Annotated in this window: 12 protein-coding genes and 1 pseudogene; 2 read left to right on the forward strand and 11 right to left on the reverse strand. The window is 39.7% G+C overall.

What is annotated here, in order from left to right; genetic code table 11:
- Positions 1 to 453 precede the first annotated feature (453 nt).
- On the forward strand, positions 454 to 1,725 hold the full coding sequence (locus LRL21_RS44190) for an IS110 family RNA-guided transposase (protein WP_240422110.1): 1,272 nt from the start codon (positions 454 to 456) through the stop codon (positions 1,723 to 1,725).
- A gap of 499 nt (positions 1,726 to 2,224) precedes the next feature.
- Here LRL21_RS44190 and LRL21_RS44195 read toward each other — a convergent pair whose 3' ends face one another.
- The 7 genes and pseudogenes from LRL21_RS44195 to serC form a co-directional block, all read right to left on the reverse strand.
- Positions 2,225 to 2,641 (reverse strand): GNAT family N-acetyltransferase, encoded by a 417-nt coding sequence (locus tag LRL21_RS44195; RefSeq protein WP_240422111.1) that lies wholly within the window; start codon positions 2,639 to 2,641, stop codon positions 2,225 to 2,227.
- Positions 2,642 to 2,817: 176 nt separating this feature from the next.
- Positions 2,818 to 3,222 (reverse strand): NUDIX hydrolase, encoded by a 405-nt coding sequence (locus LRL21_RS44200; protein ID WP_240422113.1) that lies wholly within the window; start codon positions 3,220 to 3,222, stop codon positions 2,818 to 2,820.
- A gap of 277 nt (positions 3,223 to 3,499) precedes the next feature.
- Entirely contained in the window at positions 3,500 to 3,967 is a 468-nt protein-coding gene (locus LRL21_RS44205; RefSeq protein ID WP_240422116.1) for a GNAT family N-acetyltransferase, read from the reverse strand.
- A gap of 139 nt (positions 3,968 to 4,106) precedes the next feature.
- The gene (locus tag LRL21_RS44210) at positions 4,107 to 4,646 is read right to left on the reverse strand and encodes an AAA family ATPase (protein ID WP_240422117.1); all 540 of its coding nucleotides are present in this window, start codon (positions 4,644 to 4,646) and stop codon (positions 4,107 to 4,109) included.
- Between the two features lie 202 nt (positions 4,647 to 4,848).
- Positions 4,849 to 5,850 (reverse strand): phosphotransferase enzyme family protein, encoded by a 1,002-nt coding sequence (locus LRL21_RS44215; RefSeq protein ID WP_240422118.1) that lies wholly within the window; start codon positions 5,848 to 5,850, stop codon positions 4,849 to 4,851.
- A 293-nt stretch (positions 5,851 to 6,143) separates the two neighbouring features.
- Positions 6,144 to 6,472: pseudogene (locus LRL21_RS44220) on the reverse strand (antibiotic biosynthesis monooxygenase family protein).
- 158 nt (positions 6,473 to 6,630) lie between these two features.
- Positions 6,631 to 7,389 carry a 3-phosphoserine/phosphohydroxythreonine transaminase gene (gene serC / locus LRL21_RS44225; RefSeq protein WP_275901211.1) on the reverse strand — a complete coding sequence of 253 codons (759 nt, stop codon included), beginning with the start codon at positions 7,387 to 7,389 and terminating at the stop codon, positions 6,631 to 6,633.
- Between the two features lie 343 nt (positions 7,390 to 7,732).
- Here serC and LRL21_RS44230 point away from each other — a divergent pair, with 343 nt between their 5' ends.
- Positions 7,733 to 8,185, forward strand: a complete 453-nt coding sequence (locus tag LRL21_RS44230; RefSeq protein WP_240422120.1) for a GNAT family N-acetyltransferase — start codon at positions 7,733 to 7,735, stop codon at positions 8,183 to 8,185.
- A gap of 411 nt (positions 8,186 to 8,596) precedes the next feature.
- Here the strand turns inward: LRL21_RS44230 and LRL21_RS44235 are convergent, their stop codons facing one another.
- The 4 genes from LRL21_RS44235 to LRL21_RS44250 form a co-directional block, all read right to left on the reverse strand.
- Entirely contained in the window at positions 8,597 to 9,154 is a 558-nt protein-coding gene (locus tag LRL21_RS44235) for a shikimate kinase (protein ID WP_240422121.1), read from the reverse strand.
- A 238-nt stretch (positions 9,155 to 9,392) separates the two neighbouring features.
- Positions 9,393 to 10,247, reverse strand: a complete 855-nt coding sequence (locus LRL21_RS44240; RefSeq protein ID WP_240422122.1) for an aminoglycoside 6-adenylyltransferase — start codon at positions 10,245 to 10,247, stop codon at positions 9,393 to 9,395.
- A 112-nt stretch (positions 10,248 to 10,359) separates the two neighbouring features.
- Complete coding sequence (locus tag LRL21_RS44245; RefSeq protein ID WP_240422123.1) at positions 10,360 to 10,947, reverse strand: GNAT family N-acetyltransferase; 588 nt, start codon at positions 10,945 to 10,947, stop codon at positions 10,360 to 10,362.
- 188 nt (positions 10,948 to 11,135) lie between these two features.
- On the reverse strand, positions 11,136 to 11,888 hold a 753-nt coding region (locus LRL21_RS44250; RefSeq protein WP_240422124.1), incomplete at its 5' end, for a copper amine oxidase N-terminal domain-containing protein.

The raw sequence follows: 11,888 nt of genomic DNA on the forward strand, positions 1-11,888 counted from the left end.
CGATAATTCTTGCCGTAGCCAAGCCCGGATTCTCGTCAAGAAGTTGTTTCAACGATGGGACATCGCCAGTGTGAATCGCTTTAACAACGGTTACTGTCAACGTTTCATTTTCGTAAATAAAGTCCATGTCCAATCTCCTCTCACACATATGATCAGTTCCATGCCTGTCCTCACTGTCTCATGCAACATCAAAACCATTCATACACTCCGTAACAGGCTGTATTGATGCACGAGCCATCTGCATGCAAGTATTTTCCATCATCGTACATCCAAATTTCCAATTCAAAAGGACGGGCAGCCAAGTATCCATCTGGCATTCAAGTATCGTTCTCCGTTAGCATTCCTGTAGAGCGTTAATTACAAGCTTTGCAAAAAGAAAAGCGCCTCGGTACGATGGGAGTATGCAACGGGTCATAGCCCTTAAAATCCCATCATCCAGGAGGACGCTCTACTATGAAGTTTAAAGCACAGGAGAAACAAAATCAACTCATTGAAAAGATTAGCCCGCAGCATCTCGTCGTCGGAATCGACATCGCACAACAAACGCACGTCGCGCGTGCAGTAAACTTCCGTGGGATCGTAATCGGCAATCCGCTAGCTTTCTCAAATGACGAAGAAGGTTTTCAGATCCTTCTTCGCTGGATCCAATCGTTGCAAGCAGCTCACAATCTTAACACCGCTATCATCGGCATGGAACCGACTGGTCATTATTGGCTGAACGTCTCCAGATGGCTATCCGAGAAACAATTTGAAGTTGTTCTTGTTAATCCGCATCTCGTGAAAAAGAATAAGGAAAATCGTGACAATACGCCATCGAAGAGCGACAAAAAGGATGCTCTCGTCATCGCAGACATGGTTAAAAACGGCTACTACTCGTTTATTCGCAAAACGCCTGAAGCCTTTGAAGAGCTTCGTGTCTTTCTCTCCAACCGAGACTCCGTCGTTACGAGACTCGTTAGTACGAAGAACCAAATTCATCGTTGGGTTGATGTTGTGTTCCCTGAGCTGAGACAAATATTTAAGAACCTGATGTGTAAAGGCTCATTGGCGACACTACGTCTTTTCCCAACGCCTGAAGAACTGAGAAAGTTAACGCCTCAAGACGTAGTAAGGGGCTGGAAAACCATTATGCAACGTCAACCTGGGGACAAAAAGGCTCATGCCCTAATTGCGCTTGCTCGTCATTCTGTTGGTTCTAAGCAGGCAACACATGCGTACAAACTCCATTTAATGCAGCTTCTCGCTGAATATGACCTAGCTTGCCAACAGCTGCAAGTCGTGGAGGCAGAGATTATTTCAGTTTTAAATCGTATTCCTTTTGCTAATTCGATGCTTGTTGTCAAAGGGATTAATGCCATTTCACTCGCCGGTATTCTTGGTGAAGCCGGAGATTTAAGTGGCTTTGTACATGGAAACGCTTTGCTGCGTCATGCTGGTCTCAATCTTGCGGAAGCAAGCTCGGGCAAATGGACCGGACAGATGAAGATTAGTAAACGCGGAAGATCTCGCCTCCGACGTTTCATCTTCATGATGACCATGAGTCTGACCGCTAATAATCCGGAATTCAAGGCGATGCATGCGTACAATGTTCAGGTGAAAAAGATGAAGAAAATGAGGTCTCTTATGAAACTATGTGGTAAGCTCGCTCGCATTCTCGTGGGGATGGCTCGCAGCAGTGAAGCCTACGATCCTCAAAAAATAATGCCACTTCAGCTAGTTGCTTGAGCGATATCTTACCGTTTCAACGTACGAATTTTGGCTTATTCGCGGGATTTCAAAAGAAAGCACGGAGTACCGGATATATTCAACCAAAGGGCACCGACCCGTAACGTTAGCATGACCGGCCTCCACCCCTTGGACAGGCGTAACGAAGGAATGAGAGGGCAAAGACCCGTTGAGACATGGGAGTGAAAACCTCTAGGGGCGGCGTGGAGAAGCGTGCAGTATATGGAAGGATATGGGGTATCAATCTCCCCCTCTATTTCCTTACGCCTTCATGTTGTCCTGATCCTAGGCTAGGTTGCTCTAACAATCTTTCGGTAAATTTACAAGGGTGAAATCCTGCGAATAAGTGAGCATTTGTGAGAAAACTGAATCGTACCGAGGGAGTTGAACAATATGATATAAACTGCTCAATCGCACAGCCAACCAGTTTGTAAGAGTGAAAGCTTCATTCATTAGAATAAATCATTTCCTTTGTGCAATTCACATTAATCCTTTGTACTCACTTAATTAAGCTCATGTAATTGGTGGTTATTGGAACTTCTTTAAACCCCCATTTTTCGTAGAACATCACTTTATTATCTGCGCAAAATAAATCAACGCGTTCGATACCCTTGATTAATGTACTATTAACGACCGCTTCGATTAGCAACCTTCCAAATCCTTCGCCTTGGAATTGTTTCAAAACGATAACGTCATATATCGTTGCTCGGAAAACGTAGTCAGTCACAACTCTCGTAAATCCTATTAGTTGATCTGATTCAGAATCACATAAACCAAATATATACGAGTTATCAATCATCTTTCGAACTTCATCACTCGTTCTTGTCTTTGTCCATGACGCTTCATTGTATAAGTTCATTAAATCTTGAAAATGCCTTTCTAATAGCTGATTTACAATATAAGTGCGATTCATCATTTTACTTCCTTTTCAATATATTTTAAGATCTCACAGAACGTGTATTTACAAACTTCGCAAATACCCTTAAATTATTCGCGAAGTGATCGAACTATCCTCCCGTTAACGTAATAACGGCTGCTCCGCAGCGGCCGTTCAAGTATCGTATTCGTTAGCGCGATGATAATTTTGGGTAGTTAAAAAGTACGACTTGCTACTTCTCCTTGATACTCCATTGCGTCTAAAGCCCTTATTCGTTGAACCTCACTTAATTCCGATAAATGCATCCATTTATATTCAGAATGTTCAGAACTAAGTTTTATTTCTTCATCATTTGGAATGGAACAGCGAAATATTCCAACTTGTGCATTGAGTCTACTATGATAATAAAATCCCGTTAATACCACCTCCCTAACTTCTATTCCAAGTTCTTCACGACATTCACGATATAGCGCTTGATGAATGGTTTCACCAGGATCAACACTACCACCAGGCAAACTCCATCCCATATCTCCATATGTTCGCTTTAATAGAAGTACATGACCTTCTGAATTAAATATTATTGCATGAGCGCCAAACCTAAAAGTATCATTAAAAGCCATTCATATCCCCTCCGTTTTCGATTAGACTTGATGAGCATGATTTACAAATACTTTGTAATTTCTGTACACGCATTATTTCACAAAATTGGAATACAGATCAATTAAAAATATCTGATAATTTACTGATAGACCTTCATTAATTGAACATTACTCCCGTTACTTGAATGAACAAAAAAGAGTTGCAGCGAGGCAAGCTCCTACAATATCGTTCCACGTTAGCATAGCGATAAAACGTAGATGCCATAGAACCACTGTTTCGCAGGCTAATAATCTTGGGTTATACACGCTTAATCAATAAGGACACCTTTTTTGTGTTGTAATAGTAATCATAAACAGCATCTTTTTGACTAAACTGGTCTAAATCATTGTTCTTTTCGTAACCTTGCCTTTGGTAGTATTCAATATTCTCGTTCTTACCAGTTAATAAAGTTACAAACTTACAGCCTTTTTTTGAAGTGGCTATCTCAAATTGTTCCAATAATCTTTTGCCTATTCCTGTTTTCCTGTAGTTCTCTTTGACAAATAAATAGTTAAGGTAGGCATGTGATGTAGAAGTCTGGTCAATCATCCCTAATGCGAAACCTACAACTTCTCCATCATTTACAGCGACCAAACATGTATCACGAAAAAGACGATAAAAATTGAGATAGATTGAATCTCTTTCCTTTGGTAGTGGTGAGCAATCCATTTCAGCAATTTGAAGTGCAGTTACATCATTAATCTCTTGTATAATTATTTCACCCATATCCTCAGCTCACCCTTCTCTTCTCAGCTCTTCTAAACTTAGCAAGGTACATCCAATAATAACATATTTTTGCATTAAACTGCCCGTTACTTCAGCAAAATAGGGATCGTCCGACTGCTTAGCAGCTGGCGATCCCTATTTAAGTATCGTATCCTTTAGTTAATGAGCTTATAATTTCGATTGTATCTTTTAGTGTTATGGACTTAGAAGAATATTGTCCCAACTTCTTTATAACCTTCGGTTTAATTCGACATTCAAAATTTTCATTCCAGATAAACATGTTCCTGAATATTTCAAAAGTCGGTTTATAGTTTGATTTTTCTATTCTGAGTAACTGTAAGATAAATCTTTTGATAATTCGATACTTTCGTTTCGAATTATCAGTATCCAAAAATATAATTAAATCAGCATTATTAAAACTTTGGAACACCCATTCGTTGTAATGAGCACCCTCTATAATCCAAGTATTTGAATGAATAATTGTGCTCAACAGTTGATCTCTTTCTTCATCAGTTCTTTTAATATCTCTCGGTTTATGTCTCTTCCAAACAACATTATCCAATTCGTAATGTGGAATACTCAGTTTATTTGATAGATTCCTGGCTAATGTTGTTTTACCGCTCCCAACGGAACCTATAATATGTATTTTTCTCGGAGCAAAATTGTCCAATTCAACCATTCAACCTACCCTCCACTTTGTTTTTAATAATGTATTCTTCCAAATTTCCCTAAAACCTCTATTAGAATTAAACTCCCGTTACTTCAATGAATCTTAAAAGGAGCTATCCTTACGGTAGCTCCGCACTATCATATCCTATTAGAGCTTAACGACCTATGGGAATGGGAATTATAGTTGGAAATTTACTAATTGAGGATACTTCTTAAATTTCTATTGCATTAAATAGAAATGGTGCCCCTGCTAAGTAATTTTTTATTATAGCCTGTGCATAGGGCTGTTCATCTTTTAGCCCCTCAGTTTCCCTTGGATCAGGGGCATGGTGACAATGATTCTCGATCATTACCATCACCGTGAAATTTTCCAATGCTGTAAACCAGTTACCTTCTAATCTCCTCTTGCTTTCATATCCTTTAATTAGTAACTCCCTTTGCCAAGGGTAGAGCCCCAAAATTGTATGTGCTATATCGTATAGAAAGTATCCAAATCCACACCTCGCAAAATCAATTGGACGAGGTTCTCCATTATGAAATATAATGTTCCCCTGGTGCAAATCACCATGAATTAATCCGTATCTCTCGCCATCTTTGCTAAGTTTGATAAACCAGGAGAGTATCTTTTCAGCCGCTGACTGATACAACTGGAATTCGGTATCTACGAGAAACCGATCGTAATGTTTCGTTAAACGAGTCATAGATTGCCTAAAACTTTCCTCGCCCCAAATAGGGCGTACGAAGTTAGAGGTCAACTCGAAATTCTGTGATTCCTGGTGGAGCTTTGCCAAGAGCATTCCCTCTCTAAAGATTTGATCTTCAGTAAGACCGCCACTCGCATGTACGCCCTCTACCCAACGCATCAATGAAGCGTAACTGAAGTACCCATTCTCCAAATTAATTCTTACACTTCTTGATCCATTGCGGTCTAATATCCCTTTAGGAAGGGGAGTATCCATCTTTTCATTCAATGCATCAAGCCAAATGAGTTCAGAATCTATTTCTTCTCTACTCATTCCTGTATGAATACGGAGTAAAAAACTCCCCCCCTTACTTGTTTTTATTATAAATGTACATGTATCGGATAATTGGTTGAAACGTATTTGTTCCCAATCCAAATCATAGTTTTGAAGCACCATCAAAGCCGCTTGCTTCGACTGAGTAATAATTCGCTTTATTTCTTTTTCAGAATCTATCTTAAGCTTCTCAGCCATGACCATCCCCCTAATTCCCATTCTACAGGAACAATGTGTAATCGGTACTTTAAAGCAAGATGACACTAGCCCTTGAGTTCCTTCCGGTTTACAGAATATATTAGCATAGTAAATAATTGAAGATTGGACGAGTTTGATTATAACTAAATTTTCTATACAATGTTCAATTAAACTGCTGCCCATTAGCGTAATAAAGCTGCCGGTCATTTTCGCGGCAGTTTCGTGGTGTAGGGCTTTGGGCTATCGTTTCCCTTTGAATAAAATGTTCCAACGGATACAGTAGCTAACTGGACTTATTTAAACTTTTCAAATCCATAATCCCGTTCGACTTTAAAATTCTTGTTTTATAAGTGAGGTACCAATCAGAAATACCCTTACGCTGAGCAATTAAATGTCGTTCATTTTGTTTCCATTTTTGTATAGCTTCGAGCGACTCCCAATAAGATACAGTAATACCTATACCTTGTCTTGAACTCTCTACTCCTATAAATCCGGGTTGGACGGACGCAAGTCTTTCCATTTCATCTGCCATTTCCGCATATCCGTTATCCCCGTCTGTTCGTTCAGATGTAAAAATCACTGCATAATAAGGTGGTTCTAAGGTTTTGGCAATCCCACTCATATCGGCACCTCCGTTGTTAGCTGTTTACTATTACAATATCTACATTACTGCATGATGTGTTCGGATGTATAGCTTATTTAAATTAACCTCTCAGTTACTTCAGCAGGCTGCTGAGTATACTCGCAGCCTATTCTTCTCGGTCAACAGAGTACTGCACTTCACCCTTTACGTTTTTGAAAATCTATCATGAACTCAGCGAGATCTTTACAAGCTTGATAAGGAACAGCATTATAAGCAGATGCACGTAGCCCCCTAACACTTCTATGGCCAGCCAAACCATCAAAACCATGAAACTCGGACTCCTGAACAAAAAGTTTCTCTAATTTTTCATCGATCATTCGCCATGTGATGTTCATCATTGAACGAAACGGTTTTTCAATAATTCCTTTGTAGAAGCCACCGCTGCTATCAATCACATCATAAAGAAGGTTTGCCTTTTGAATATTCATTTTCTCTATTTCTGCAATACCTCCCTGTTGGTTTACCCATTCAAGCACAAGTTTCATCATATAAATCGAATGAACTGGGGGTGTATTGTAAAGTGAATTGTTTTGAGCGTACGTTTTGTAATTCAGAATTGCTGGAATAGTGTTAACACAATCTTTCAGCATATCTTCATGCATGACCACAACCGTTGCGCCTGCGGGTCCAAGATTTTTTTGAGCTGAAGCGTAAAACATTGTGAACTTGTTAAACTCAAGTTTCCGACTAAGTAAATCACTTGTCATGTCCCCAATTAGGGGGACTGTAGTCAAGGGAAAATCACGAAATTGTGATCCCTCAATCGTATTATTGGTTGTGATGTGGATATAGGCAGCTTCTGGATCTATGATTAAATCGCTCACAGCCGGAAGACTGCTCCAATTTTGTAATTGGGGTACCGCCAACAAAACGCGGAAAACGTACGCTAAGCCCATCGATTGCGTAATAAGCCGGTTTTCCCGTACGCTAAGGTGGATCGGCTCTGAAATTCACAACGTGTTAATTGTCAGTAGAGAGGTTCTTTAATGGCCGTAACGACGTTAGAGAAATTGTTTGTTTCAGTTCAAACTTATACTCCCCCTAGAAAAAATATAGTTGTAGACTGTGATAATAAATGATTAGACTGGCGTGGGCGTTAACGGGCAGTTATGCATGATGACCACACAAATCACGAGGTATATCACAATAATTAAACTTCATATATACGTATCCATCCATCATAGAGTAAACTTATTATAATTGGCGACTACCAAAAATTATCTCTTAAGGGTGGAGTGTATGGGGGAACGTACTATAGTTAGGAAAATTAAATATGATGAAATAAATCAATTGTTGTCACTATATAAGCACTTAAATCATGATGACCCTGAACTGATATATGATGATAATCTAAAAGTACACTGGGATGAAATCTACAATGACCCAAATATGCATTACATTGTAGTCGAGGTAGAAGGAAAGATTGTTTCCTCTTGTGTTTTAGTAATAATCAAGAATTTAACAAGAAATGCACGTTCCTACGGATTAATTGAGAATGTTGTAACGCATTCTGATTATAGAAGAAAAGGTTACGGAAAACTTGCTTTGTCCCATGCGCTAGAAAAAGCTTGGAAGGAAAATTGTTACAAGGTGATGCTTCAAACAGGATCTAAGAGAGAAGAAACACTAAGATTTTATGAAGGAGCAGGCTTTAGAAGGGGTATTAAAACTGGATTTGTTGCATTGCCATAAGATATTCGAAACCGAGAAGTTATCGCAGAAACAAGTCGCGGATGCAGTCGGTGCTTCAGTGAGGACCTGTCAAAAGTAGGAAAGTAGCCATACGACACCTGATAGTCATAATTTGCTACGCCTTATGAACGTGTTAGATATACGGGATACCCAGGAATTGATCAAATTGATCGACACTAAAGTGAAATAGGAATAGCCTTATTCGTTGAATTGACGGGAGTCTATAGCTTAATAAGGAGAGGCAGTCTACGACTTTATTTTCCAAGTCTGCAGACTGTCTTTAGTTATTGTGGGGTTCAGTCTAATACATTTTCTTAAAAGCTGACGATGCTCCATCTCTAAAAACAACATCAAATCAACGAGTCCAGTCTATAACTTTATATTCCTTGTACAACTCGTTGACGGAACGACCTAAAGCCGAAATCGTTCTTTAATTAATAAAGCCGTCTCTTCCGGTGTTCGATTGGTTGTTTGAATTCGAATGTAGTTTTCCCTTGTGATCTCGCCAGGTAGTGAGTTCAAGCGGTGATTTTCCATCGTATGAAGTAAATCTTTTTCCGATTGTTCGGTGTCCCGTTTCGATGGCTTGTGGTGTAAACGATGAGGGGATTTGTTACGTGCAAGCCTCTCCACAATGTCAGCCTCAAGTTCTACAAAACATACCTCGTGTCTCTTAGATTCAAAGATGTTACAAATTTGTTCGACAAATTTCCAGTCACCTGGTAAATCGAATCCCCATACGTAAGTAAACATGAACCCAGCACTATTGCTTTTAGACATCTGCTCAAATATTTCCTTGCGAAATAGACCTGCCAACCTCCACATCTCAGATCCAAAACCAAAGTAAGGATGAAGCAGTTCAATCGTCTGATGGTTGTGAAACAACTTCAAAGGCGTGATTTTTTCTAGTTCATGGCCCACAGTCATCTTTCCTACGGCCTGCGGACCAAATATAAGTATGAACTTCATTTTTAACCGCCCTTTCTTACCTATTCTAATGAGAGATGTTTCCGGATTATACCATGCACAAAGTGTGGACAAGAGCAAAATTATTTCAAGTTAAGTTACAGGATTCTGCCCGTTACTTTAGCGGAGAACGGCAACCGATCGTGTGCCGGCTGCCATGATTTAGCGATTGAACTATCGTATCCGTTTAGCGGAATGGAGTCTGCCGATCTGTCTTAAACTGACTGGATTCTTTCGTTTTCTAGATTTCCGTCGCGTCTTTCGGAAGAGCTCGAACTCTCTCCAAATAGGCTAGCACGTTGCTATGGTCGAGGGCAGGGTATTCATAATTTAGCTTGTCCGCAAGTGGCTGCCCTACTTCCTTTGCAAGTCGAATCGTCGCAAAAAGGGCTTCCCATATATCTGATGATGCTGGACCGCTGTATGTATACTCGAATGAGTGCCATAGTTGCTCAGGAAGATAGTCTTTCAGCCATTTTGAGGCCGATCCTAGATTGACCCCCCAGTTGTGTTCTGCTCCAACATACCAGGATAACAGCTTTATCAAATTCTGTCTGACAACGATATCCAGCATAAACTTTGCGTAAGGTAGCTCGTCTCTCCACAAACCTTTGGCCGCGTTCGTCGAGCACCATAAGAGATTATTGATGTTCCGATGGAACTCATTGGCTGAAGGTTTAACGGTAATATATGATTCTTCGGAGGGAGGAGCAAACTTCTTCAGTACATTATCTTTGTCCAGAAGCACTTTAGAAAGACTATCTTCAGCTTGCTCGTTGATGGTCTCCGACCGGCGGAATGAAAGATCGATTCTTACCCCATCCGTAAAAAGCATGAGAAAAATGTATTCGTCCTCACCGTTCGTCTTAATATCGTTCTGCTGCATGATAATCAGTTCGCCAAACGTTTTAATCCAACCCTGATGATCCGCATAGTATCTAGGCTCGGTGACTACAAATTTTAGATCATAATCGCAAAAGATGTCCTTAACCACATTCGGGTTCACTCGCGACCCATTCAGAATAACGGCCCTTACCTTATCATCGGCATGAGCAAATTGTAATAGTTGATCGATAACTTCGGATTCTGTTCTCATTTGCAGCCTCCTGTATTTATTGATCTTATCATAATAAATTCCTTTAGGAATAGGCGCGTTGTTTACATTTAATAGCTTTATAACCGGAGATTCCGATTCAACTCCCGTTAGCTTAATGAATTGAATCGGTACAGGATGCTTGCTTTACTTTTGCATATATGTTCGTGTCCCTTAATTCACTTCCATCAACAGACAGATCCTCGTTCCTAATTACACCTTCTAAGTCAAACTTTAACCTTTCGGGAATCATCTTGCTTTTAGTGTTCTTAGTGTCACAACGTATCTCCACCCGATTTGCACTAAGATGATTAAATGCAAAATCAGAAATACCTTGTACAGCTTCGGTCATGTAGCCATTTCCACTATACCTAATATCAATCCAGTATCCTATTTCAAATTTTCGAACTTCCCAATCAATGCTGTGTAAGCTTGAAGAAGCAATAAATTGACCGGAATCCTTCAAAAATACAAGTAACCTCAGGTTTTCTCTACTTAGGAATTTAATATGTGCTTCTCTTATCCCAAGTTCTGAACTATACTCGGTATGCTTCTCCTGCGCCCATTTCATCCAAGGCTTCAACTCTTCAATTGTAGCATTTACAGCTTCACATACAACCTTACCGTCACCTGGTCTAGGCATTCTAATTAATAGACGTTCAGTAAAAAACTCATCTGGAAAATCATTCATTATAGGATCCATAAACAACCTCTTTTTACATCCATCATACAAAATAATCCAATTTATTGGTAGCATAGAAATATCTTTGCCATGGCTACCACCACGCTAATCTCTCTCTATGGAGAATCACTTTTCTCTATCCTATTTTGTGAAGAAATTAAAGAGGATCCGCAGCTGCGGATCCTCTTTGTTTATTTATTCGTCAGTCGTTACTTTTTCAATACAGGGCTCACTAAATTAATTGTTTGAGCATAAAAACCACTTTCAATATCAGAGACTTCTACGTTTAAAGTAACCACCCCTTTAACGTTTATATTTACGGCCTCCTGAACGCTTCCTTTACTTAATGAAAATTGCTTTAAGATCTTGCTGTCTTGGTCTGAAAACGTAACAGTTCTTGTTTCATCTTTTTTTGCATCTTCATCATCGGTACCAATGGATAGCAAGAGGGATGAATATTGAGCATTCAACGGATAGCTTGCCGTTGCTTTTAACTTAACGGGAGCCCATGCTGAATTAATAAATTTAGTCATGAATTTCATGCCAACAGTCCCATAATCTTTGCCGTTTATCGTCATTTTTTCGTTGCTACTGATAGCTGCCTTAATATATCCTTCTCCCTCTTTATTCTTTACAATATTTGATGGTAGAGGTAATGGATCTCCTTCTACTTTATCACCAATTACAACCGCATTGCTGTCACCGTCCCAAGTCACATTAGCTCCCAACAGCTCACTAACAGCTCTCAAAGGTACGTAAGTACTTCCGTTTGCAATAAACGGTTTATTGTCAGATGGCGTTTTATCTATTCCATTTTTTATTAATTTAACACCATCCTGAATCCGTGAAAGATTGAGGCAAGGTAGTCGATGCACGTGAGCTGACGGAGGTTCGTGAAGGAGAAGCCAACAGCAACGGAACGTTGAGAAAAAGAGCGCAGAAAAATAGAGGCGCTCCCCACA

Origin of the sequence: Paenibacillus periandrae, assembly GCF_022458865.1 — a bacterium.
In the GTDB taxonomy this organism is placed as follows: Bacteria; Bacillota; Bacilli; order Paenibacillales; family NBRC-103111; genus Paenibacillus_S; species Paenibacillus_S periandrae.

What these genes read in the sequence shown, in the direction of transcription:
- LRL21_RS44190 (WP_240422110.1), top strand. Translation starts at nt 454, where the DNA reads ATGAAGTTTAAAGCACAGGAGAAACAAAATCAACTCATTGAAAAGATT.
- LRL21_RS44195 (WP_240422111.1), bottom strand. Translation starts at nt 2,641, where the DNA reads ATGATGAATCGCACTTATATTGTAAATCAGCTATTAGAAAGGCATTTT.
- LRL21_RS44200 (WP_240422113.1), bottom strand. Translation starts at nt 3,222, where the DNA reads ATGGCTTTTAATGATACTTTTAGGTTTGGCGCTCATGCAATAATATTT.
- LRL21_RS44205 (WP_240422116.1), bottom strand. Translation starts at nt 3,967, where the DNA reads ATGGGTGAAATAATTATACAAGAGATTAATGATGTAACTGCACTTCAA.
- LRL21_RS44210 (WP_240422117.1), bottom strand. Translation starts at nt 4,646, where the DNA reads ATGGTTGAATTGGACAATTTTGCTCCGAGAAAAATACATATTATAGGT.
- LRL21_RS44215 (WP_240422118.1), bottom strand. Translation starts at nt 5,850, where the DNA reads ATGGCTGAGAAGCTTAAGATAGATTCTGAAAAAGAAATAAAGCGAATT.
- serC (WP_275901211.1), bottom strand. Translation starts at nt 7,389, where the DNA reads ATGGGCTTAGCGTACGTTTTCCGCGTTTTGTTGGCGGTACCCCAATTA.
- LRL21_RS44230 (WP_240422120.1), top strand. Translation starts at nt 7,733, where the DNA reads ATGGGGGAACGTACTATAGTTAGGAAAATTAAATATGATGAAATAAAT.
- LRL21_RS44235 (WP_240422121.1), bottom strand. Translation starts at nt 9,154, where the DNA reads ATGAAGTTCATACTTATATTTGGTCCGCAGGCCGTAGGAAAGATGACT.
- LRL21_RS44240 (WP_240422122.1), bottom strand. Translation starts at nt 10,247, where the DNA reads ATGAGAACAGAATCCGAAGTTATCGATCAACTATTACAATTTGCTCAT.
- LRL21_RS44245 (WP_240422123.1), bottom strand. Translation starts at nt 10,947, where the DNA reads ATGGATCCTATAATGAATGATTTTCCAGATGAGTTTTTTACTGAACGT.